Origin of the sequence: Streptomyces sp. NPDC000075, assembly GCF_040301925.1 — a bacterium.
In the GTDB taxonomy this organism is placed as follows: domain Bacteria; phylum Actinomycetota; class Actinomycetes; order Streptomycetales; family Streptomycetaceae; genus Streptomyces; species Streptomyces polychromogenes.
Map to the genome: position 1 here is coordinate 102,653 of NZ_JBEPFL010000012.1, position 20,639 is coordinate 123,291.

General features: G+C 71.6%; 24 protein-coding genes. 6 read left to right on the forward strand and 18 right to left on the reverse strand.

Going from position 1 to position 20,639, the window contains the following annotated elements; all coding sequences use genetic code 11:
- Window positions 1-12 precede the first annotated feature (12 nt).
- Genes ABT403_RS16605 through ABT403_RS16660 form a run of 12 tightly spaced genes read right to left on the reverse strand, consistent with a single transcriptional unit; the run spans window position 13 to window position 11,172 of the window.
- Complete coding sequence (locus ABT403_RS16605) at window positions 13-324, reverse strand: STAS domain-containing protein (protein ID WP_344159526.1); 312 nt, start codon at window positions 322-324, stop codon at window positions 13-15.
- Between the two features lie 16 nt (window positions 325-340).
- Window positions 341-2,473, reverse strand: a complete 2,133-nt coding sequence (gene glgX / locus ABT403_RS16610) for a glycogen debranching protein GlgX (protein WP_344159523.1) — start codon at window positions 2,471-2,473, stop codon at window positions 341-343.
- A complete protein-coding gene (locus ABT403_RS16615) occupies window positions 2,470-2,814 on the reverse strand; it encodes an STAS domain-containing protein (protein WP_344159520.1) in 345 nt (114 codons plus the stop codon). Before ABT403_RS16615 ends, glgX begins: the two co-directional genes overlap by 4 nt.
- A gap of 40 nt (window positions 2,815-2,854) precedes the next feature.
- Window positions 2,855-4,678 carry an AGE family epimerase/isomerase gene (locus ABT403_RS16620; RefSeq protein ID WP_344159517.1) on the reverse strand — a complete coding sequence of 608 codons (1,824 nt, stop codon included), beginning with the start codon at window positions 4,676-4,678 and terminating at the stop codon, window positions 2,855-2,857.
- Between the two features lies 1 nt (window position 4,679).
- Window positions 4,680-5,126 (reverse strand): VOC family protein, encoded by a 447-nt coding sequence (locus ABT403_RS16625; protein WP_344159513.1) that lies wholly within the window; start codon window positions 5,124-5,126, stop codon window positions 4,680-4,682.
- Window positions 5,126-5,737, reverse strand: coding sequence for a DJ-1/PfpI family protein (locus ABT403_RS16630; RefSeq protein WP_344159510.1), 612 nt, complete (start codon window positions 5,735-5,737; stop codon window positions 5,126-5,128). The genes ABT403_RS16625 and ABT403_RS16630 overlap by 1 nt, the downstream gene beginning before the upstream one ends.
- On the reverse strand, window positions 5,730-7,346 hold the full coding sequence (locus tag ABT403_RS16635) for a GMC family oxidoreductase (RefSeq protein ID WP_344159507.1): 1,617 nt from the start codon (window positions 7,344-7,346) through the stop codon (window positions 5,730-5,732). Before ABT403_RS16635 ends, ABT403_RS16630 begins: the two co-directional genes overlap by 8 nt.
- Window positions 7,347-7,358: 12 nt before the next feature.
- Window positions 7,359-7,730: a nuclear transport factor 2 family protein gene (locus tag ABT403_RS16640; protein ID WP_344159504.1), complete on the reverse strand. Its 372-nt coding sequence runs from the start codon at window positions 7,728-7,730 to the stop codon at window positions 7,359-7,361.
- Between the two features lie 16 nt (window positions 7,731-7,746).
- Complete coding sequence (locus tag ABT403_RS16645; RefSeq protein WP_344159501.1) at window positions 7,747-8,202, reverse strand: nuclear transport factor 2 family protein; 456 nt, start codon at window positions 8,200-8,202, stop codon at window positions 7,747-7,749.
- Window positions 8,203-8,215: 13 nt separating this feature from the next.
- A complete protein-coding gene (locus tag ABT403_RS16650; protein ID WP_344159498.1) occupies window positions 8,216-8,647 on the reverse strand; it encodes a nuclear transport factor 2 family protein in 432 nt (143 codons plus the stop codon).
- Between the two features lie 34 nt (window positions 8,648-8,681).
- Window positions 8,682-10,328, reverse strand: a complete 1,647-nt coding sequence (locus tag ABT403_RS16655) for a thiamine pyrophosphate-binding protein (protein ID WP_344159495.1) — start codon at window positions 10,326-10,328, stop codon at window positions 8,682-8,684.
- Between the two features lie 19 nt (window positions 10,329-10,347).
- A complete protein-coding gene (locus tag ABT403_RS16660; protein WP_344159492.1) occupies window positions 10,348-11,172 on the reverse strand; it encodes a type 1 glutamine amidotransferase domain-containing protein in 825 nt (274 codons plus the stop codon).
- A gap of 276 nt (window positions 11,173-11,448) precedes the next feature.
- Between ABT403_RS16660 and ABT403_RS16665 the strand changes: the two genes are divergently transcribed.
- The 5 genes from ABT403_RS16665 to ABT403_RS16685 all read left to right on the forward strand — a co-directional run bounded on the left by ABT403_RS16665 (window position 11,449) and on the right by ABT403_RS16685 (window position 14,897).
- The gene (locus ABT403_RS16665) at window positions 11,449-11,721 is read left to right on the forward strand and encodes a UBP-type zinc finger domain-containing protein (RefSeq protein ID WP_344159489.1); all 273 of its coding nucleotides are present in this window, start codon (window positions 11,449-11,451) and stop codon (window positions 11,719-11,721) included.
- A 95-nt stretch (window positions 11,722-11,816) separates the two neighbouring features.
- Complete coding sequence (locus ABT403_RS16670) at window positions 11,817-13,466, forward strand: FAD-dependent oxidoreductase (RefSeq protein ID WP_344159807.1); 1,650 nt, start codon at window positions 11,817-11,819, stop codon at window positions 13,464-13,466.
- Window positions 13,467-13,526: 60 nt separating this feature from the next.
- Window positions 13,527-14,018 (forward strand): ATP-binding transcription factor AbmR, encoded by a 492-nt coding sequence (abmR, locus tag ABT403_RS16675; protein ID WP_344159486.1) that lies wholly within the window; start codon window positions 13,527-13,529, stop codon window positions 14,016-14,018.
- Between the two features lie 76 nt (window positions 14,019-14,094).
- On the forward strand, window positions 14,095-14,424 hold the full coding sequence (locus tag ABT403_RS16680) for a putative quinol monooxygenase (protein WP_344159483.1): 330 nt from the start codon (window positions 14,095-14,097) through the stop codon (window positions 14,422-14,424).
- Window positions 14,421-14,897, forward strand: a complete 477-nt coding sequence (locus tag ABT403_RS16685; RefSeq protein ID WP_344159480.1) for a group II truncated hemoglobin — start codon at window positions 14,421-14,423, stop codon at window positions 14,895-14,897. Before ABT403_RS16680 ends, ABT403_RS16685 begins: the two co-directional genes overlap by 4 nt.
- Window positions 14,898-14,937: 40 nt before the next feature.
- On the opposite strand, the gene ABT403_RS16690 is transcribed toward ABT403_RS16685, so the two are convergent.
- The 5 genes from ABT403_RS16690 to rpe all read right to left on the reverse strand — a co-directional run bounded on the left by ABT403_RS16690 (window position 14,938) and on the right by rpe (window position 17,923).
- Window positions 14,938-15,300 (reverse strand): barstar family protein, encoded by a 363-nt coding sequence (locus tag ABT403_RS16690; protein ID WP_344159477.1) that lies wholly within the window; start codon window positions 15,298-15,300, stop codon window positions 14,938-14,940.
- Complete coding sequence (locus ABT403_RS16695; protein WP_344159474.1) at window positions 15,297-15,716, reverse strand: guanyl-specific ribonuclease; 420 nt, start codon at window positions 15,714-15,716, stop codon at window positions 15,297-15,299. The genes ABT403_RS16690 and ABT403_RS16695 overlap by 4 nt, the downstream gene beginning before the upstream one ends.
- A gap of 49 nt (window positions 15,717-15,765) precedes the next feature.
- Window positions 15,766-15,987 carry a hypothetical protein gene (locus ABT403_RS16700; protein ID WP_344159471.1) on the reverse strand — a complete coding sequence of 74 codons (222 nt, stop codon included), beginning with the start codon at window positions 15,985-15,987 and terminating at the stop codon, window positions 15,766-15,768.
- A 97-nt stretch (window positions 15,988-16,084) separates the two neighbouring features.
- Window positions 16,085-17,098 (reverse strand): sugar-binding transcriptional regulator, encoded by a 1,014-nt coding sequence (locus ABT403_RS16705; protein WP_344159804.1) that lies wholly within the window; start codon window positions 17,096-17,098, stop codon window positions 16,085-16,087.
- Between the two features lie 138 nt (window positions 17,099-17,236).
- Entirely contained in the window at window positions 17,237-17,923 is a 687-nt protein-coding gene (gene rpe, locus ABT403_RS16710; protein ID WP_344159468.1) for a ribulose-phosphate 3-epimerase, read from the reverse strand.
- A 133-nt stretch (window positions 17,924-18,056) separates the two neighbouring features.
- On the opposite strand from rpe, the gene ABT403_RS16715 reads away from it, so the two are divergent.
- Entirely contained in the window at window positions 18,057-19,121 is a 1,065-nt protein-coding gene (locus tag ABT403_RS16715; protein ID WP_344159465.1) for an amidohydrolase family protein, read from the forward strand.
- A 10-nt stretch (window positions 19,122-19,131) separates the two neighbouring features.
- Here ABT403_RS16715 and ABT403_RS16720 read toward each other — a convergent pair whose 3' ends face one another.
- Window positions 19,132-20,598, reverse strand: a complete 1,467-nt coding sequence (locus ABT403_RS16720) for an RsmB/NOP family class I SAM-dependent RNA methyltransferase (RefSeq protein ID WP_344159462.1) — start codon at window positions 20,596-20,598, stop codon at window positions 19,132-19,134.
- Between the last annotated feature and the right edge of the window lie 41 nt (window positions 20,599-20,639).

Sequence of the window (20,639 nt, forward strand, 5' to 3'; positions counted from 1 at the left end):
GTCGTCGGTGACTCAGTCATCGGCGAGCACGATGCTGCGGTCGAGCCCGGCCGTGCGGATGGTCCGCGAGACGGGCTCGATGGCGCCGACCACCTTGATGGTCACGTGCTCCGCGACCTTCTGCTGGGCGAAGACCAGGGAGCGCAGCCCGGCGCTGGCCATGTAGCCGACGCCCGCCATCCGGATCTCGACGGTGCTGGTGCCGTGGCCGGCGGCCTTCTCGATGGTCTGGTGGAACTCCGGTGCCGTCTTGGCGTCCAGCTCGCCCGTCAGTTCGATCACGGTGGTGTCGCCGTCGATGCTCAGGGACACGGAAAGCGGCATGTCAGGTCTCCTTCGGTCACTCGGGGTCGTTGGCGCGGCCGACCAGGATCACGACCGAGCGCGGGCCGATCAGGTACTTGCCGGCGTTGTCGAGCTCCTGCTCCGTCCCCGGGGTGCGGATGTCGTACGGGGCCTCGGCGCCGGTGTCGGCGAACAGGTGCCAGCTGCGCCCATGGGGCAGGGCGGGCAGTTCCAGGTCGTGCGCCTCCCAGTGCGAGTTCATGGCGACGTACACCACGTCCTCGTCGTTGGTGCCGCAGCGGGCCACCGCGATCAGGCGGCTCTCCGGCGACCAGTCGGGCTGCCAGGCCCGCTCCCCGTGCCAGCTGATGTCCGGCAGCCCGAGGCCGTCGCGGAGCTTGCCGGTGGGGTGGCTGGTGGAGCGCAGCTCGCGGTGGCGGCCCCGGAAGGCGATCATCTCGCGGGTGAAGCGGAGCAGTTCGGCGTTCTCCCCGACCTGGTCCCAGTCGAACCAGGACAGCTCGTTGTCCTGGCAGTAGGTGTTGTTGTTGCCCTGCTGGGTGCGGGCGACTTCGTCCCCGGACAGCAGCATCGGGATGCCCTGGCTGGTGAGGAGGATGGCCATGGCGTTCTTCATCTGCCGCAGCCGCAGCGCGTTGACCTCGGGGTCGTCCGTGGGGCCCTCGGCCCCGCAGTTCCAGCTGTTGTTGTCGTTGGCCCCGTCGTTGTTGCCCTCGCCGTTGGCCTCGTTGTGCTTGTCGTTGTACGAGACCAGGTCGGCCAGGGTGAAACCGTCGTGCGCCGTCAGGAAGTTGACGGAGGCGGTGGTCCCGCGGCCGGAGTAGAGGTCGGGCGAGCCCGCGATCCTGGTGGCCAGCTCCCCGGTGACCCCGGGGTCGCCCTTGAGGAAGCTGCGCACGGTGTCGCGGTACTTGCCGTTCCACTCGGCCCAGCGGCCGTAGGCCGGGAAGTTGCCGACCTCGTAGAGGCCGCCGGCGTCCCAGGCCTCGGCGATGAGCTTGGTGTGCCGCAGGACGGGGTCGAAGGCGAGCATCTCCAGCAGCGGCGGGTTGGGCAGCGGAGTGCCGTCCAGGTCCCGGCCGAGGATGGCCGCGAGGTCGAACCGGAAGCCGTCGACGTGGTAGTCGGCGACCCAGTGGCGCAGGCAGTCGAGCACGTAGTTGCGCACCACGGGGTGGTTGCAGTTGACCGTGTTGCCGGTGCCGCTGAAGTTGAAGTAGTACCCCTCGGGCGTGAGCATGTAGTACGTGGCGTTGTCGAGGCCCTTGAAGGAGATGGTCGGGCCCTGCTCGTTGCCCTCGGCGGTGTGGTTGAAGACGACGTCGAGGATGACCTCGATGCCGGCCGCGTGCAGGTCCTTGATCAGGGTGCGGAACTCGTCGCCCTGCATCCCGTAGCGTCCGGTGGCCGCGTAGCCGGCCTTGGGCGCGAAGAAGGAGACGGTGTTGTAGCCCCAGTAGTCGTAGAGCTTCTCGCCGGTCTCCGGGTTGCTGCGCGGGTTGTCGCTCTCGTCGAACTCGAAGACGGGCAGGAGTTCGATGCAGTTGACCCCGAGCTCCTTCAGGTACGGGATCTTCTCCCGCAGCCCCGCGAAGGTGCCGGGGGCGGTGACCCGCGAGGAGGGGTGCCGGGTGAAGCCGCGCACGTGGGCCTCGTACACGACGAGGTCCTCGGCGGGGATCCCCAGCGGGGTGTCGTCGCCCCAGTCGAAGTCCTGGAGGCAGACCCGCGAGCGGTACTGGTAGCCGCGGCTGCGGTCCGGCTCCACGCCCCACACGTCACGGCCGGCGATCAGCCGGGCGTAGGGGTCGGAGAGGACCTGGCGGGCGTCGAAGCGGTGGCCGGTGACCGGGTCGTAGGGGCCGTCGGCCCGGTACCCGTACTCGATGTTCTCGTGGTCGAGGCCGAAGACCGTCATGGAGAAGACGCTGCCGGTGCGGAACTCCTCGGGGAATTCCAGCTCGGCCATCGGCTCGGGCTCTCCGCGCTTGTAGATGACCAGGGTCATGGAGGTGGCCTGGTCGGAGAAGACGGAGAAGCTGACCCCGCCGGGGACCACGTTGGCCCCGAAGGGGAACGGCTTGCCCGCGCGGACGCGGTACCCGCCCACCTCGTGGGTCGGGTACGCGTCCACGCGCAGCACTCGTTCGGACCGGGCCTCGCTCATCGCGCGGCCTTGGCCCGGCCGGCGGCGGCCGCGGCCTCGCCGGTCTCGAAGAAGTCGAGGAAGCCGGTGGCCGACATGACGAACCGGACCTCCTCGCTCACCCCGTACAGGGTGACGGCGACGCCGGCGTGCTGGGCCTCGCGGTAGACGACCAGCAGGGTGCGCAGGCCGGCGCTGGAGACGTAGGTGACGGCGGTCAGGTCGATGCGCAGCGGCCGGCCCTCGCGGACGAGCGGCAGCAGGGTTTCCAGCAGGGTGCCGGAGGTCTCGCTGTTGATCTCGCCGGTGGCGACGAGCACGGTGCCCGTCTTGTTGCGGCGTTCCTTCAGGTTCAGACTCATGTCGTGCTTCCCCTCTGGTTGGGGCGCCCCCCGTTGGGCACTACTTCTGGGCCACCGGCCGGAGCCGGACCTTGACCTTCACCCGTCCCTGGACGTCGGGGAGGTGGACGGTCAGCTCGTCCGCGTCGAACTCCTCGTACGGCTTCTCGTCGATCTCCACGGACGCGATCCGCACCGAGCCCGCGGGCAGCAGGTCGGGCGAGACGCGCAGCGTCCGGCCGGGCAGGTCGGTCGGGTCGGGCTGGAAGTGGAAGTCCATCTCCCGGCCGTTGATGAGCAGGTTGTTGTAGACGGCGGCGAGGTAGCACAGCTCCGCCGAGTGGTACATGGACATCGAGTGGCTGCCCTTGAGCCGCTCGGTGCCGAGCAGGTACGGCGTGCCGCTGGCGAGCACGTTGAAGTACACGGCCCCCTCGTCGTGGTCGAGGAAGAAGGTGTTGTAGAAGGCCTGCGCCTGGCGGGCCTCGCGCAGGTTCGCCTCACCGCCGACGGTGCCGCTCAGGATGAGGTAGGCGAGGATCGCCTGCTCCTGCTGCCACCAGGCCTTGCGGTCGTGCCAGGCGAAACGATACGTCTCCTGGTCCCCCTCCTTCACCCGCTCCACGACGTCGTACCAGCCGCCGCGCTGGAGGTCGCTGCCGACGGCCGGCATGATCTCGCCGATCTTCCGGGCGAGCTCCTCGTAGGCGGGCTTGGCCTTCAGCGAGTTCATCCGCATCAGGTTCCAGGCGATCTTCAGGTTGTGCCCGACGACCGCGCGGTTCTGCTGCCAGCTGTGCGCGGTGTCGTGCGACCAGTCGCGGAAGAAGCGCTCCTGGACGAACGGGCTGTTCTTGTAGTCCGGGAACTTGTCCGCGATGGTGTCGAAGGTGTACTCGAGGAAGTCGGCGTACTTCTGGTCGCCGGTCGCCAGGTACAGGTTGATCAGGTACGCGGGCGCGTGGTCGCCGACCGAGTTCCAGTTCTTGCGCTCGGCGTTCTCGCCGAGGGACTCGTGGTCGGGGCTGAAGAGGATCGGGTCGATGTGCGAGAAGTAGCCGCCCTGCTCCGGGTCGAGGAAGAACTTGTCGAACAGCCGGATGGTGGCGTCGGCGTCGTTCTTGATCCGGACGTCGCCGGTGACCCGGTAGGTCTGGATCGGGCCGGCCAGGGCGTAGATCTGCTCGTACATCGGGATCGCGTCGTAGTCGTCGGAGAACTCCGAGGTGAACAGCTTGCGCTCGCTGTCCCCGTCGACGCTGATGCCGTGGTACCAGTAGACGACGTCTTCCTCGGTGTCCACGACCCGCATGTGCTTGCGCAGGTACTCGGTGCCGCGCTCGGCGACCTCCAGGTACTCGTCCTTGCCGGTCAGCAGGTAGGCCGAGGCCATGCCGTAGACCAGACGGGAGATGGTGTCGGTCTCCTGGACGTGGCTGGCGGTCTTGTCACCGCCGAGCCGGATCTCGGTGCGGTACTGGGTGAAGTCCACCGGCCCGTCGCCGAACTGCGCCCGCTTGTAGAAGTCGGCCAGGGACTCGATCTGCTTCACCCACCAGCCGGCGTCCTCGAAGCGGTAGTCCTCGGCGCTGCGGCCCAGGAACACCAGCCGCTTGGCGTCGAAGCGCCCGCCCTGCTCGGGGTAGTGGACGCCGTAGGCGAAGAGCAGGCGGCCCGGCGAGAGCATCTCGTCGATGTGGCCGGAGGCGTCGATGTACGGCTCGTCCAGGTTGCGGACCAGCTCGGCGCTGGGGCCCGAGGCGAGCGAGACGTCGAACTCCCGGTCGTCGGCGGTCTTCAGCCGCAGCAGCCGCGAGGCGGAGTCGAAGCGGACGACGTAGCCCGCGATCGTGTCGGAGAAGGAGAAACCGGTCGTGCCCGCCATGTCATGCACCGTCCTTGTCGTGTGAGCGGTCGTCCTCGAATCCCTGACTGACCTCGACGATCACCCCGTCGGGATCGCGGACCCACACGGTCCGCCAGCCGCAGATGAAGTCGTCGAAGTCCAGCGGCCCCAGGGTCACGTCGGCCGCGTCGCCCAGTTCCGCGAGGAACGCGTCGACGCTGTCGGTCTGGAAGGCCAGGTGCCGGATCCGGCCCGGGGCCGGCGGCCCGTCGTCCAGGGCCGGACGGGCCGGGCCGGCGGCCGACTCGAAGAGTTCCAGGTACGCGTCCCCCTTGCGCAGGAACACGATCCGCGCCTCCCCGAGGTCGACCACCCGGGCCCGGGTGAAGCCGAAGTAGCGGGTGTAGAACTCCTCGGTGCTCTTCTGGTCGGCGCAGTTGAGGCCGACGTGCGACCAGACCATCGCGCGCTCGCCGGCGGCGGTCATCAGCCGTTCCCCCGGCCCCGCCCGGCCGCCACCAGTTCGATGATCCGGCGGGCGAAGAGGTGGTGGTGGGCGCCGGTGCGGCCGGTGACCAGGTCCCCGTCGACCACCACGTCCTCGTTGACGTACTCGGCGCCCATGTTGCGGACGTCGCCGATGAGGTTGTTGTGGCAGACCACCTTGCGGCCGCGGACCTTGTCCGGGATCGAGGAGGCCAGCCACATGCCGTGGCAGATGATCCCCTTGAGGACCGTGGGCTCCTCGAAGGCCCGGCGCAGGAACTCGGTCGCGGGCGCCAGCACGTCCACGTCCTCGGTGTAGCGCAGCCGGTCGGCCACCATGCCGGAGGGCACGATGACGGCGGCGTAGCCGCGCAGCTCCTCGTCGCTCAGCCCCTCCAGGGACTTGTCGGCGGTGAACGGCGCCCGGTACTCGTGTCCGGAGAAGGTGATGGAGTCGTTGCCCCACAGCCGGGTCAGGAAGTCGACCTCGGCGCCCTCCTCCGCGAACCGGTGCCCGTAGTAGAAGATCTCCGGCTCGTAGAAGTCGCTCTCGACCAGGACCGCGATCCGCGTCCCGCTCAGCGCGCCCTCGCGCAGTACGACGTCAGGCACGTCGGGCCCCCCTGTTCCGGCCGGTGAGGAAGTCCGCCGCGCGCTCGGCGATCATCGCGATGGCGGTGTGGCAGTTGCCCGACGGGACGGCCGGCATCACGCTCGCGTCGACGACGCGCAGGTTCCGGACGCCGTGCACCCGCAGCTCGGGATCGACGACGGCGAGGTCGTCGACGCCCATACGGCAGGAGCCCGCCTGGTGGTGGTAGCTCTCCGCCTTCTGCCGGACGAAGGTCCGCAGGTCCTCGTCGGTGACGGCGCCGGGTCCCGGCTGGAGCTCCTGCTTGTACCAGGGCGAGAAGGCCGAGGTGGCGAAGATCTCCCGGGCGAGCTTGACGCCCTGCACCATCCGCTCCAGGTCCCAGCGGTCGCCCAGGTAGTTCGGGTGGATCAGCGGGTGGGCGAGCGGGTCGGCGCTCGCGAGCCGGATCCAGCCGCGCGAGACCGGGCGGACGACCCCGGGGAGGATGGACACCGTGTTCGGGTGGTCCTGGCCGACGATCACGTCGAAGGGGACGTGGACGAAGGCGATCTGGAGGTCCGGCGCGGGCAGCCCGGGCCGGGAGGAGAGGAACAGGGCGCTCTCCGACAGGTTCTGCGCGGGCGCCGGGAGCTCCTGGGTGACCTCGGCCATCAGCCCGGTCAGGACGTGGTTGTGGAAGTTCTCGCCCACCCCGGGCACGGCCGCGGTGACGGCGATGCCGTGCTCGCGCAGCTGCTCGGGGTGGCCGATGCCGGAGAGCAGCAGCAGCTTCGGGGACTCGATCGCCCCGGCGGCCACGATCACCTCGCGGCGGGCCCGTACGGTGTGGAGCCCGGGGGCCGCGGCCGTGCTGTGGCGGTCCCGTACCGTGCGGCCCGGGACGTCGGCCGGCGGCTTCAGCTGCGCGTACTCCACGCCCGTGCAGGTGTCCCCGTCGAAGAGCAGCCGGGTGGACTGGGCGCTGGTGCGCAGGGTCAGGTTGGGGCGGGTGAGGGCCGGCTCCAGGTAGGAGGCCAGGGTGCCCTGGCGGCGGCCGTCGGCCACGTCGATGTGGTGCCAGCCGGTGCCGAAGAGGCCGCCGCGCGGGCCGTCGGTGTTGAAGTCGTCGATCTCGCGGTGGCCGAGCTCGACGGCGGCGTCGATGAAGGCGCGGGAGACCGGGTTGGGCCCGTGCCGCCCGGCGTTGGTGACCCGCTGCGGTCCGGCGGTGCCGGTGGTGGCGGCGGTGACGTCCTCCTGGGACTCCAGGAGGGCGAAGTACGGGAGCACGTCCTCGTACGCCCAGCCGGCCGCGCCCTGGTAGGCCCAGTTGTCGAAGTCCGAGGCGTGGCCCCGGATGTGCATCATGATGTAGAGGTTGCTGCTGCCGCCGGGGGCCTTGCCGCGCGGTTCGTAGGTGCGCCGCCCGCCCAGGCCCGGCTGCGGGACGCTGGTGTAGCCCCAGTCGACGGGTCCGCCGAGCAGCTTGTACCAGGAGGACGGGTCGTCCACCTCGGGCGGGATGCGGTTGCCGCCGGCCTCCAGGACCAGGACGGAGACGTCCGGGTCGGCGGAGAGGCGGTCGGCGAGGACGCTGCCGGCGGTGCCGGAGCCGACGATCACGTAGTCGTACTGCTCTGTGGCCACGGTCGGGTCCCCTCAGTCCTGGCTCAGCACCTGGAAGGGAACGGTGTCGTGGTAGTTCGCCATGTAGGCGATCCGGCCGTCCACGATCCGGAAGAAGTTCATCACCTCGGCCTCGATGGCCTGGCCGGAGGGGCTGACGGCGGTGATGTGGGAGACGGCCGCGGCCTTCTCCCCGTCGACCAGGAAGTGGACGGGCTCGTTGCGGAAGACCCGGTACATGGTCCCCATGCCCTTCATCATCGAGCGCAGGGTCTCCAGGCCCTCGATGTGTCCGGCGAGCTGCTCGTCCATGACCTGGTCCTCGGCGAACAGGTCGCACCAGCGGTCCCAGTCACCGGCGTTGGCGTACTCGTAGTATTTGGTCAGGATCGTTCGGGCGTCCATCGCGTCTCTCATCCCCCTATCGGTCCCTGCGGGTGCCGTCCGGCGCGAAGGGCGCCCAGAACTGGCTGAAGGCACTGGCCGTGTCGCCGAAGAGCCCGTCGCGGCCCTCGACGATCCGCCCGTCCCGCCACCGCATGAAGTGGAAGACCGGGTAGTCCATGCGCTCGTACGGGGAGCCGGTGGCCGGGTCCGCGCCGTCCCGCAGGGCGGTGTTGCGGCAGACGTCGGCGCTGCAGTCCGGTCCGGTGAGGACGGCCTCCAGCTCCATCCGGAAGGTGCCGCCGGTGAGCTTGTGGGTCTGGCCCATCAGCTCCAGGAAGGCGTCCAGGCTCTCGTACCAGCCGGCCAGCGGGTGGTTGCCGGGCACCAGCCAGCGCAGGTCCTCGGAGTAGTACTCCAGGATGCGCGCGCGGTCTCCGGAGCCGAGGGCGCGGTAGGCGGCCTCGACCCGCTCGCGGGTCACTTCGGTCATCGCCGCCGCCCTCTCAGAGCGAGCCCGAACCGGGCATCGGGGCCAGGTCGTTGACGGTGTACTGCTTGATCAGCGGTCCGTCGGCGCCCGCCACCACGGTCCAGGTCTGGTCGGCGTCGAAGCCGAGCCACTGGCTGCGGGCGGCCGGCGCGTCCCAGATCTTGGCCTGCCAGTTGACGAGGACGCGGACGATCGCCCGGTCCCCCTCGATGACCGGCTCCACCTTGGTGACCGTGTGCACCTCGTCGAAGAACCGGTGGGTGACGGCCTCGTACCAGCGGCCGAAGCCCTGGTGGCCGAGGAAGGTGTCCTCGGGGACCTTGAACTCCAGGTCCTCGGTGATGAGGGCGAGGACCTGCTCCAGCGGGAGGTGGCGGTCCAGGGCCACGTACCAGTTCTCGGCGAAGCTGCGGATCGCGTCCTCGGTCAGCCGCTCGGCGGGCATGCGGTCTCCTCCTGTTCGGTGGGGTCCGGTCGGTTCAGATCTGGACGTCGACGAGGAACGGGCCGGGGTGGGCCAGCATCCGGTCCACGGCGGCCGCCGCCTCGTCCGGCTTCTCCACCCGCGTCCCGTCGGCGCCCAGCGCCCGGGCCAGCCCCGCGAAGTCGATCTCGGGGCGGGAGAGGTCGAAGGAGCCCGGGAAGGGGTGCTCGGCGATGTCCCGTTCGCGCCAGTACTGGGCGATGTTGTCGTCGAGCAGCCGGTACTTGCGGTTGTTGCAGACCACGAACTTGGCGTCGATCCCGTGCCGGACCGCCGTCCACAGCGCCTGGTAGGTGTACATCGACCCGCCGTCGCCCGCGAAGCCGACGACGAGCCGGTCCGGGCGGGCCAGCTTGGCGCCGACCGCCCCCGGGAAGCCCACGCCCAGCGAACCGCCCCGGGTGAGGTGGTAGTCGCCCGGCCGCTCCGGCGGCAGGTGGCGGGTGACCAGCGGGGAGGTGGTGAGCGCCTCGTCGAAGACGATCAGGTCCCCGCGGGTGCGTTCGGCCAGGGTCCGCAGGAAGACGCCCATCGCCGTGTCGTCGTCCGGGGACGCCTGCCGGGTGGCACGGGCCCGCTCCCGGGTCCGTACGTCGATCCGCGCGGCCGCCGCCGCCCGCCGGGCCGGGGTCAGCCGCTGTTCCAGTACGCCGGCCAGCGCGCGCAGCGCCTGGCGCGGGTCGGCGGCCAGCCCGAGGTCGACGGGGTGGTTCTTGGCGATCTCGTAGGCGTTCAGGTCGATGTGCACGACCTTGGCGCCGGGCCGGAAGGGGTTCTCCAGTTCGGGGAACACCTCGGGGAAGACGTAGGTACCGACGATCAGCACCCCGTCCGCCCCGCCGACGAGTTCCTTACTGTGCGGGCCGAACATGTGGCCGGTCTGGCCCCGGCGCAGCGGGTGCGAGGCGGCGATGTTGACCTCGGAGGAGTCGACCTCGTACACGTCGGCGCCCAGCAGCTCGGCGACGGCGGCGAGTTCGGCCTGCGCCCCGGAGAGCGCGACCCCGTCCCCGACGAGGATCAGCGGCCGTTCGGCGGAGGCGAGGAGCTCGGCCGCCCGGCCCACCGACGCCGGCGAGGGCGCCACGTCGGTGAGCGGCACCGTGGCGGGCAGGACGGGCTCGGAGTTGAGCTCGTCCAGGACGTCCATGGGCAGGGCCACGAACACCGGGCCGCGCGGCGGGGTGAGGGCGATCTTCACGGCCCGCCGGATCGTGCGCAGCACGGACCGGGGGTCGGTGACCCGGGTCGCGTACTTGGTGACGGGTTTGGCCATGGCCACCAGGTCGGAGGCCATCTGGGCGTCCATGGCGTCGTAGCGCACCCCGGCGTCGCCGGCGACCACGACCAGCGGGGTGTGGCCGCGCAGCGACTGGTAGAGCATCCCGATGCCGTTGCCCAGCCCCACCCCGGAGTGCAGCTGGAGCAGCGCCGCACCCCCGGTGGCCCGGGCGTAGCCGTCGGCGATGCCGGCGGCCACGGTCTCCTGGAGGGCCAGGACGTACTGGAAGTCCGCCGCCGCGTCGACCGCGTCGAGGAATCCCTGTTCCACCGTTCCCGGATTTCCGAACATCACCGTCAGGCCGTCGGCCTTGAACTGCTCGATCAGCCTTTCCCGTCCGGGAGTGGCTTCGGAATTCATCGGACTCCCCCTCATTCCCCTACCACCCGTAACGGGTGAGACCGTTCTCCAGGACTTCCACGATCTTCTGCCCCGTGAGATACGAGTCGGGGGTGGAGCGGCCGGTGACGAAGGGATAGTCGACTATCACCGACAGCGGGTGGCCGAAATTCCCGTGATAGGCGCCGCGCGGGCCGGTCGCGTCGCGCAGGATGTACTCCAGCGGGTACGGCGGCGGTCCCATGTTGAAGTCGGTGCCGAGGAATCCGGTGCCGTCCTTGTAGTCGTACTCCTTGCAGTGACCGGTGACGTGCTTGCCCCAGATGATGCTCCTGCGGTCGCCCCAGTCGCGGGCGAAGGCCAGGCAGGCGACGCCGTAGCACTCGGCGGCGACGACCTTGCCGGCGTTCTTGAAGGCCAGGATCAGGGCGTGGACCCGCTCGTTGTTGGCGAGGTCGACGATGGGACCGCTGCCGCCGACGATGAGGATCGCGTCGTAGCCGGCGATGTCGGCCTCAAGCTTCTCCAGGTCCCGGTGGTACTGCTCCAGCTTGCGCAGGTACTCGCCGTCGCTCGTGTACGGGCGCTCCGGCACCCACGCCTCGATGTCGAGGGGCGTGTCGAGGCGGTTGGACTGCTCGAACTCCCGGCCCAGCCGGGCGTTCTCCTCCGAGGTGACCGAGCGGCCGAGGGGAGGGTCGACGTAGTTCGGGTCGAGGCTCGGCGGAAGCGCGTGGGCGCGCTTTCCGGTCGGCGTGGCGAATGTGATCTCGTAGCCCTGCTCGTCGAACTTCGAAACGGGACCGATCAGTTCCTCGGACCAGTAACCGTGTTCGGAGACAATGACCAGAATCTTTCTGCTCACGGATTCCTCCAGGCGCGGCCTGTTGTCGTTTGCGTCCACCACACTGCGTGCGCCCGGAGCCTGCGTCAAAGGGCTGGAATGCGACTTCGTGAGGTAGCGGGCAAGGTGGTGGCGGCACCTCACCTAGTAGCCCCGGGAGGTCAGGAAGTACGTGCCGGACTTCCTGACCTCGGCCGGATCGCTGAACCATTCCAAGATCCCCGATTTATGGTCTGGACGCGCCGTGCAGGGCGGGCGCGCCGGGTCAGGAGTGCGTGAGGAGAGGGACGGGGAACGATGACGAAGGACCTGCTGTGCACACACGTCGACCAGATACGTGCCGTGAAGCCATCGGCTGACGGCTGCGAGGAGTGCCTGCGCCTGGGGGACGTCTGGGTGCACCTGCGGATGTGCCTGAGCTGCGGGCACGTCGGCTGCTGCGACTCCTCGAAGAACCGGCACGCCACCCGGCACTACCGGGCGACGACCCACCCGATCGCGGCCTCGCACGAGCCCGGTGAGGACTGGGCCTGGTGCTACGCCGACCAGCTGATGCTGGAGCCGGCGTGAGCGCGGCCCAGGGGAGCCCCGCCTCCCCCACCGCCTCCCCCGCCACGAGTGCCGCCGCGTCGGGGAGCCCCGAACGGGCCGAGAGCCGCAAGCCCGTGATCCTGGCCGTGGACGACGACCCGCAGGTGCTGCGGGCGGTCCGCCGGGACCTGCGCAGCGCCTACGGCGACCGCTACCGGGTGCTGGGCGCCTCCTCCGCCGCCGACGCCCTGAAGATCCTGGACTCCCTCGACGAGCGCGGGCACGACCCCGCGCTCTTCCTCGTCGACCAGCGGATGCCCGACGTGACCGGCGTGGAGTTCCTGCTGGAGGCGGTCAGCCGGTTCCCGGACGCCCGCCGGGTGCTGCTGACGGCGTACGCGGAGACGGACGCGGCCATCACCGCCATCAACCGGGTCCGGCTGGACTACTACCTGCTCAAGCCCTGGGACCCGCCGCACGAGCGGCTCTTCCCGGTCCTGGACGACCTGCTCTCGGACTGGCTGGCCACCTACCGTCCGGCCTACGACGGGATCATCGTCGCGGGCCACCTGGTCTCCCCCGGGACCCACGCCGTCCGCGACTTCTTCACCCGCAACGGGCAGCCGTTCCGCTTCCTGAACGTCGAGCGTGACCCCGAGGCGCTGACGGTGATCGCCGACGCGCAGGCCGGGGCGGCGCTGCCGCTGGTGCGCTTCCCCGACGGCTCGGTGCTCACCGCGCCGACCGACGCCGAACTCGCCCGGCACCTGGGCCTGGCCACCACCGCCTCGCGCCCGCACTACGAGTGCGTGATCGTCGGCGCCGGGCCTGCCGGGCTCGCCGCCGGGGTGTACGCGGCCTCCGAGGGCCTGTCCACGCTGATGCTGGACTCCCGCGCCCCGGGCGGCCAGGCCGGCACCTCCAGCCTGATCGAGAACTACCTCGGCTTCCCCTCGGGCCTCTCCGGCGGGGACCTGACCCGCCGGGCCACCATCCAGGCCTCCCGCTTCGGCGCGGAGATCCTGCACCCGGTGGAGGTGGTCTCCCTCACCCGGGACGACCCGGCGAAGATCCTGACCCTCGCGGACGGTACGGAGATCAGCGCCGAGACGGTGCTGCTGGCGACCGGGGTCTCGTACAACCGCCTGGAGGCCCCCGGCGCGGACCGCTTCGAGGGCGCCGGCCTGTACTACGGGGCGGCGACCACGGAGAGTTCGGCCTGCATCTCCCAGCACGTGTTCATCGTGGGCGGCGCCAACTCGGCCGGGCAGGCCGCGGTGCACTTCGCCAAGTACGCGGCCCGGGTGACCATCCTGGTCCGCGCGGCCTCCCTGGACGCGAGCATGTCCCGCTACCTGATCGACGAGATCGAGCGCACCCCGAACATCGAGGTGAAGGTGCGCACGACCGTCACCGCCCTGGACGGCGGGGAGCACCTGGAGCGGATCACCCTGCACGACGCGGACACCGGCGAGGACCGGGAGGTCCCGGCCCGGTTCATGTTCACCTTCATCGGGGCCCGCCCGCACACGGACTGGCTGTCGGGGGTGGTGGAGCGCGACGAGTACGGCTTCGTCCTCACCGGCTCCGACCTGATCGCCAACGGCGGCGAGCTCCCGGCGGAGTGGAGCCTGGAGCGCGCCCCCTACCCGCTGGAGACCAGCGTCCCCGGCGTCTTCGCGGCCGGCGACGTACGGGCCCACTCGGTCAAGCGGGTCGCCTCGGGCGTGGGCGAGGGGGCGATGGCGGTCTCGCTGATCCACCGCTACCGCTCGATGGGCTGAGCTGAGGGCGAACGCCCGGAGCCTTGCGATCAAGAGGAGAGCGGACGCAACGTTGATTACATGATTACAGCCGAACAGAGCGAGAAGCTCCGCGCGTGGTTCGCCGAGCGCCTGCCGGTGGACGTCTACGAGTCCCTCGTCTCGGTCACGGTCGACCGGGAGGAGATCACCGTCGTCGGCGCCGTCCCGGCGTCCGAGTCGGTCAAGGAGTTCCGCGAGCGCACCCGCGAGCAGCGGGTCGAGGTGGCCCGCGAGGCCGAGGAGCTCTACCGCCGCAAGGTCGCCTGGGGCGTGAAGTCGGGTGAGGAGACCGTGCTCTTCACCCACCTCGCCGTCCCCGTCATGACCCGGCTGCGCCAGTCCGAGCGCCAGGTGCTCGACACCCTGGTCGCCGGCGGCGTCGCGCGCAGCCGGGCGGACGCGCTGGCCTGGTGCGTGCGCCTCGTCGGGGAGAACGCCGACGAGTGGCTCCGGGAGCTGCGCGAGTCCCTCGACAAGGTCCGTCAGGTGCGCGCGCAGGGCCCCGACATCCAGAAGTCTCGGCCGGAGTGACGGAAATCCCCACCGGGCACTGAAGATCCCGGAAAGTATCCGGGACGACCTGATCCCAGGGAGAGGCACGCACACCATGACCACCACCGTCGAGTACATCCGCTACCGGATCGCCTCGCAGGACCAGCAGGCCTTCGAGGAGTCGTACGCCCGCGCGGCCGAGGCCCTGGCCGCCTCGCCCGAGTGCATCGACTACGAGCTGGCCCACAACACCGAGGACACCGAGCGCTACATCCTGCGGATCCGCTGGACCTCGGTCGACGCCCACCTCAACGGCTTCCGCAAGGGCGAGCACTTCCCGGCGTTCTTCCAGGCGATCCGTCCGTACGTGACGAACATCGAGGAGATGCAGCACTACTCCGTCACCGACGTCGTCGGCCCGGGAAAGGCCGCCGGACAGTCATGAGCACCACGCCCACGATCTACGAGTGGATGGGCGGCGCGGAGGCGATGGGGCGCCTGACGGACGCCTTCTACGGCCACGCCCTCCAGGACGAGATCCTCGCCCCGGTCTTCGCGGGCATGGACGCGGAGCACCCGCAGCACGTCGCGGTCTGGCTGTCGGAGGTGTTCGGCGGCCCGTCCGACTACTCGGCGCACCACGGCGGCCACATGCACATGGCCACCAAGCACCTGGGGCGCGGTATCACCGAGCGGCAGCGCCGCCGCTGGGTGGACCTGCTGATGGACACCGCCGACGAGGTCGGCCTCCCGGCGGACCCCGAGTTCCGGGCGGTGTTCGCCTACTACATCGAGTGGGGCACCCGGATGGCACTGATCTACTCGGGCCCCAACCCGCCGCCGGTGGACGCGGCCAAGGTCCCGGTCTGGTCCTGGGGCCAGACCCCGCCGTGGATCCCCAAGACGGCGGCCGAATGAGACGAGCGGGCCCCGCGGCCGGGCAGGACGCGGGGCCCGCTCAGCCGGCCACCACCACCGTGAGCGGCGGCGCCCCGTCCTGGCCCCGCCAGAAGTCCACGGCCTCCTCCAGGACCTCCCCGAGCGTCTCCCAGTCCTCGGCCCGCTCCGCGGCGTAGCCCCGCCACGAGGTCACCGCCAGCAGCCGTCCCGGCGCGTCCGGCAGCCAGGACAGGTCGGTCAGCGCGTCGGCGAGCGCGTCCCAGTTGCCGCCGAACCACTCCGGCACCCGCAGGGCCGCCGCGCAGCGCCGCATCAGCGCCGCCTTGCCGCGCACCCCGTCCAGGTCCAGCCGTACGGTCGTCCAGCCCGCCTCCTCGGCGGTGGCCAGGGCGGGGGCGAGCGGCTGCGGGGCGAGGGTCATCGGAGAACCGCCTTGAACGTCTCGTAGTGGTCGTCCGTGTAGTAGAACTCCCCGCTCCCGCCCGTGACGATCCGGCGGGCCCCCCGGTCGCGCTCCCCCGGGGTCCTGACCGTGTACTCGTGGTAGTAGCCGCGCTTCTGCTGCGGCAGGACCTTCTCGAAGTTCCCGAAGACGGTCCCGTCCTGCCGGTACGGGTAGGGCCCGCCCTTGTCGATCAGCGCGAGCACCTCGCGGGCCTGAGGGGGCAGCGCGTCGGCCCGTACGGTGGCCATCCCCTTCGCCCACGCGGGCGTGCTCGCGGCCGGCGCGGCGGACCCGGGCTTCGCCCCGCAACCCACCGCACCGGCCAGCGCGACGCACAGGAACAGGGCGCCCAGCGCGCGGAACAACGACCGGGGCACGTTCCGAAGAATCATGCGCCGATCGTGCCAAACATCCGCTTTGCCCGCGAATCGCCGGGCGGCCTCAGAGCACGGACATCCTGGTGTACGGACTGAGCACGCGCTTGCGTACCGAGCCGAAGTCGACGCAGACGGCCACGCCCTCCTCGACGTCGACCACCCGGCCGAGGCCGTAGGCGTCGTGACTCACCCGGTCGCCCACGCCGAATCGCCGCACGGGCGGCTCCACGGGGGGCGCGAAGGGACTGGACGACAAATGGCGGCGCGACGCCGCGGGTCTGGTCATCGGACTCAGTATGCGCCCTGGGAGCCGTCCCCGGGCCGCAGTTCGGGTCTCGATTGCGGCACGGGCACGCCCGGGGGACCGCCCGGTGCCGCTCCGGTCAGTCGTCCGGGTCCGCCCGCTCCAGCGCCGGCCGCAGCCCCGGGGCGGACTCGGTCAGCAGGTAGTCCGCCACCGCCGTGTCCGTCACCAGGCTGGTCACCAGCCCGGAGCGGAGCACCGCGCCGATCGCCGCGGCCTTGCGCAGCCCGCCCGCGATCGCCACGACCTCGGGGATCCGGCGCAGCCGGTCCGCCTCGACGGTGATGCACCGCTCGCCGAGGTCCCGCCCGACCCGGCGGCCCTCCGCGTCGAAGAGGTGGGCCGACATCTCGGCCGCCACGCCCAGGGAGGCGTAGTGCGCCCGCTCCTCGTCGGTGAGCATGTCGTGGACGGTCGAGATCCCCGGCTCCCAGGAGCCGATGGACACGGCCGCCACCGTGACCTTGTCGAAGTACTCGAAGGCCCGCGCGATGCCCGTCTGGTTGCGCAGCGCCGCCGCCGTGGCCGGGTCGGGCAGCAGCATCGGCGCGTAGATGGGGTGCGCGTCCCCGCCGGAGACCTGCGCGGCGCGCCGTACGGCCTCCACCGACCCGCGCTCGGCCGTCCCGGCGTCGTACACGCCGGTCAGCTGGACGACGGTGCACGGCGGCAGCCGGTGCAGCGAGGCGGCCATGTGGATGGTCGAGCGCCCCCAGGCCAGCCCGAGGACGTCGCCCTCGTTGACCAGCTCGCCCAGCAGGTCGGCCGCGACCGCCCCGAGGTTCTCCGGATCGGGCGCGTCCTCGCTCGCGTCGGCCGGGGACTCGACCACGACGGCGTGCCGCAGCCCGTACCGGGCCCGGAGCGCGTCCGAGCGCTCCGCGTCCAGTTCCGCCGGTACCCGGATCTCGATGCGGACGAGGTCGCGTTCGAGCGCGGTCTCCAGGACCCGGGCCACCTTGAAGCGGCTCACGCCGAACTCCTCGGCGATCTGGATCTTGGACTTGCCCTCCAGGTAGAAGCGGCGCGCCATGGCCGCCGCCTGTACCAGCTCCGCGGGTCCCATCCGCAGGGCTGACCGTCCCGCCGACATTGCAGACACCGCGCTCTCCTCACTGCTCTTCACACTGTCGTGTTCACACTCTCGACTCGCCGTTCATCCTGTCAGATCCGACGGCCGTTGATCAGCCTGGACGACTTCCGTTCACCGAGCCGTTCACCAACGCTCGGCTCAGTGGTCGCAGGCCCAGGGCGCCGCCGCGATCGCCGCACCCGCCTGGTCACGCAGAGTCCGCACCGCGGCGGCCGGGTCGACCGCCCCGTAGACCGCGCTGCCGGCCACGAACACGTCCGCACCGGCCTCCGCGACCCGCTCGATGGTGGTGGCCGAGACCCCGCCGTCGACCTGGAGCCACAGGTCCAGTCCGTGCTTGGCGATCAGCTCCCGGGTCCGGCGGACCTTGGGCAGCATGATGTCGAGGAAGGACTGGCCGCCGAAGCCGGGCTCGACGGTCATGATCAGCACCATGTCGAGCTCGGGGAGGATGTCCTCGTACTGCTCGATCGGGGTGCCGGGCTTGAGCGCCATGGCCGCCCGGGCCCCCTTGGCGCGGATCTCGCGCGCGAGGCGCACCGGGGCCGCGGCGGCCTCGGCGTGGAAGGTCACCGAGCCGGCGCCCGCCTCCACGTACTGGGGCGCCCAGCGGTCGGGGTCCTCGATCATCAGGTGCAGGTCCAGCGGGATGTCCGTGGCACGGCTCAGGGACTCCACGACCGGTACCCCGAGGGTGAGGTTCGGGACGAAGTGGTTGTCCATGACGTCGACGTGCAGCCAGTCGGCCCCCTCGACGGCCCTCGCCTCCTCGGCGAGACGGGCGAAGTCGGCGGACAGGATGCTGGGATTGATCTGAACGGCCATGCCCCAAGCCTGCCATGCCCCCGGCCACTTCAGGCCACGGCCCTGGAACTCCGGCTCCCCGCAGTGCCGCCTGCCGCTCCGGGGCGCCGGGAAGCGCGACAATGGCCCTCCCCGCGCGTGCCTGGAGGACTGTGTGAAGACGGCTCTGACGAACGTCCGGGTCTTCGACGGAAGGCGGCTCCTCGAACCGGCCACGGTCGTCGTCGAGGGAGCCCTCATCGGGACCGGTCCGGACGGCGCCCGGGTGGTCGACGGCGGCGGCGCCGTCCTGCTGCCCGGGCTCATCGACGCCCACGTCCACCTGCACGGCCCCGAGAACCTCCGCCAGCTGCGCGACCACGGGGTCACCACCGCCCTGGACATGGCCACCTGGCCCCCGGCCCTGGTCGACTCGCTGCGCGCGGTCCCCGGGCTCACGGACGTCCGCAGCCCGGGCACCCTCGCCATCGCGGCGGGCGGCCTGCACTCGGGGATGCCCGGGGTGCCCCCGGACAGCGTGGTGACGGGCCCCGGGGACGCGGAGCGGTTCGTCGCGGCGCGGGTGGCGGAGGGCGCGGACTACATCAAGATCGTCGCCGACCGGCCCGGGCCCGGGGCCCTGGACCAGCCCACCCTCGACGCCCTGGTCGCCGCCGCGCACGCGCACGGCAGGCTGGTCGTCGCCCACGCGGCGTCCGTCGGGGCCTACGCCATGGCCCAGGAGGCCGGGGCCGACGTGCTCACCCACGTCCCCGGCGACCGCGCCCTCGACGCGGCCGCCTCGGCCCGTGTGCACGCCGCCGGACGGGCCGTCGTGCCGACGCTGACCATGATGGAGGGGCTGGCCGCGGCCGGGCTGCCGGGTGTGGACTACGCGGCGGCCCGGGGCAGCGTCGCCGCCCTGCACCGGGCGGGGGTCCCGGTCCTCGCCGGAACCGATTCCAACGCCACCCCCGGCGTCCCCTTCACCCCGCCCCACGGCAGCAGCCTCCACCACGAGCTGGAACTGCTCGTGGACGCCGGCCTGTCCCCCCTGGACGCCCTGCGCGCCGCCACCGTCCTGCCCGCCCGCCACTTCGGCCTCACCGACCGGGGTGCGATCCGCCCCGGCCGCCGCGCCGACCTCGTCCTGATCGACGGCGACCCCCTCGCCGACGTCCGCGCCACCCGCAGGATCCTGCGGGTCTGGTGCGGCGGCGCCGAGCACGTCGCCGGCTGAGCCGGGCCCGCTACGCGGTGCGGCGCAGCAGGGCCAGGTACATCGCGTCCGTGCCGTGCAGGTGCGGCCACAGCTGGACGTCCGGGCCGTCGCCGAGGGCCGGGACGCCCTCCATGTACGGGCGGGCGTCGATCAGTTCGGCCGCGACGGGCTGGTTGCCCGCACCCCGGCCCTTGAGGACGTCCTCCACCACGACCCGGGTCTCCGCCAGGTGCGGGGAACAGGTCGCGTAGCCCACGACGCCGCCGACCCGCACCGCGGACAGGGCCTCGCGCAGCAGGGCGCGCTGGAGCGGCGCGAAGCCCTCCAGGTCCTGCGGGCGGCGCCGCCAGCGGGCCTCCGGGCGGCGCCGGAGCGCGCCCAGCCCGGAGCAGGGGACGTCCATGAGCACCCGGTCGAAGGAGCCCGGGCGCCACGGCGGGCGGGTGCCGTCGGCGGCGATGACCTGGTACGGGCCCGGGTTGCCGGCCAGCGCCCGCTCCACCAGGCGCGCCCGGTGCGGCTGCTTCTCGGACGCCAGCAGGAAGGCCCCGCGCTCCGCGGCCAGCGCGCCCAGCAGCGCCGCCTTGCCGCCGGGGCCCGCGCAGCCGTCCAGCCAGCGCTCGTCGCGGCCCTCGACCGGGGCCGCCGCCAGGGCCATGGCCACCAGTTGGCTGCCCTCGTCCTGGACACCGGCGCGCCCCTCGCGGACCGCCTCCAGTGCGCCCGGCTCGCCGCCCTCGGCCATCCGCACCGCGTACGGGGACCAGCGGCCCGGCAGCGCCGACTCCTCGCCGAGCGCCTCCACCAGCTCCTCGGGGGTGGACCGGCCGGGACGGGCCACCAGCGTGACCTCGGGGCGCTCGTTGTCGGCCTCCAGGAGGTCCTCGATCCCGGCGCGGCCGCCGCCCAGGGCGTCCCACAGGGCGCTGACCACCCAGCGGGGGTGGGAGTGGTAGACCGCGAGGTGCTCCTCGGCGTCCTCCTCGTACGGCGGCGCGACCCGCTCCAGCCAGCCGTCCAGGTCATGGGCGGCGATCTTGCGCAGGACGGCGTTGACGAACTTCGCCCGCCCGTCGCCGAGCACCACCCGGGCCAGCTCCACGCTCGCGGAGACCGCGGCGTGGGTGGGGATGCGGGTGCCCAGCAGCTGGTGCGCGCCGAGCGACAGCACGTCCAGGACCGGCGGGTCCACCTCGCGCAGCGGCCGGTCGACGCAGGCGGAGATGATCGCGTCGTACGTGCCCTGGCGGCGCAGGGTCCCGTAGACCAGCTCGGTGGCCAGGGCGGCGTCGCGGGCCTGGAAGGACTCGTTCTGGCGGGCCTTCTTCAGCAGCGGGGGCAGGACGAGGTTCGCGTACGCGTCGCGCTCGTCCACCGCCCGCAGCGCCTCGAAGGCCAGCATCCGGACGGGGTCCTTCTGGGGCCTGCGGTAAGGCTTGGCCGGCCGGCCGCCCGCTGCGGGGCTGCGACGGGGCTGGGGGGACTTTTCGCTCACGTGGAAGGTGCTCCGGAGGTACGAGGTGCTACGGGGGTTCT

Excerpts from the sequence above, each read along its gene's own strand:
- ABT403_RS16605 (WP_344159526.1), bottom strand. The coding sequence starts at position 324 with ATGCCGCTTTCCGTGTCCCTGAGCATCGACGGCGACACCACCGTGATC.
- glgX (WP_344159523.1), bottom strand. The coding sequence starts at position 2,473 with ATGAGCGAGGCCCGGTCCGAACGAGTGCTGCGCGTGGACGCGTACCCG.
- ABT403_RS16615 (WP_344159520.1), bottom strand. The coding sequence starts at position 2,814 with ATGAGTCTGAACCTGAAGGAACGCCGCAACAAGACGGGCACCGTGCTC.
- ABT403_RS16620 (WP_344159517.1), bottom strand. The coding sequence starts at position 4,678 with ATGGCGGGCACGACCGGTTTCTCCTTCTCCGACACGATCGCGGGCTAC.
- ABT403_RS16625 (WP_344159513.1), bottom strand. The coding sequence starts at position 5,126 with ATGACCGCCGCCGGCGAGCGCGCGATGGTCTGGTCGCACGTCGGCCTC.
- ABT403_RS16640 (WP_344159504.1), bottom strand. The coding sequence starts at position 7,730 with ATGGACGCCCGAACGATCCTGACCAAATACTACGAGTACGCCAACGCC.
- ABT403_RS16645 (WP_344159501.1), bottom strand. The coding sequence starts at position 8,202 with ATGACCGAAGTGACCCGCGAGCGGGTCGAGGCCGCCTACCGCGCCCTC.
- ABT403_RS16650 (WP_344159498.1), bottom strand. The coding sequence starts at position 8,647 with ATGCCCGCCGAGCGGCTGACCGAGGACGCGATCCGCAGCTTCGCCGAG.
- ABT403_RS16655 (WP_344159495.1), bottom strand. The coding sequence starts at position 10,328 with ATGAATTCCGAAGCCACTCCCGGACGGGAAAGGCTGATCGAGCAGTTC.
- ABT403_RS16665 (WP_344159489.1), top strand. The coding sequence starts at position 11,449 with ATGACGAAGGACCTGCTGTGCACACACGTCGACCAGATACGTGCCGTG.
- abmR (WP_344159486.1), top strand. The coding sequence starts at position 13,527 with ATGATTACAGCCGAACAGAGCGAGAAGCTCCGCGCGTGGTTCGCCGAG.
- ABT403_RS16680 (WP_344159483.1), top strand. The coding sequence starts at position 14,095 with ATGACCACCACCGTCGAGTACATCCGCTACCGGATCGCCTCGCAGGAC.
- ABT403_RS16685 (WP_344159480.1), top strand. The coding sequence starts at position 14,421 with ATGAGCACCACGCCCACGATCTACGAGTGGATGGGCGGCGCGGAGGCG.
- ABT403_RS16690 (WP_344159477.1), bottom strand. The coding sequence starts at position 15,300 with ATGACCCTCGCCCCGCAGCCGCTCGCCCCCGCCCTGGCCACCGCCGAG.
- ABT403_RS16695 (WP_344159474.1), bottom strand. The coding sequence starts at position 15,716 with ATGATTCTTCGGAACGTGCCCCGGTCGTTGTTCCGCGCGCTGGGCGCC.
- ABT403_RS16700 (WP_344159471.1), bottom strand. The coding sequence starts at position 15,987 with ATGACCAGACCCGCGGCGTCGCGCCGCCATTTGTCGTCCAGTCCCTTC.
- ABT403_RS16705 (WP_344159804.1), bottom strand. The coding sequence starts at position 17,098 with ATGTCGGCGGGACGGTCAGCCCTGCGGATGGGACCCGCGGAGCTGGTA.
- rpe (WP_344159468.1), bottom strand. The coding sequence starts at position 17,923 with ATGGCCGTTCAGATCAATCCCAGCATCCTGTCCGCCGACTTCGCCCGT.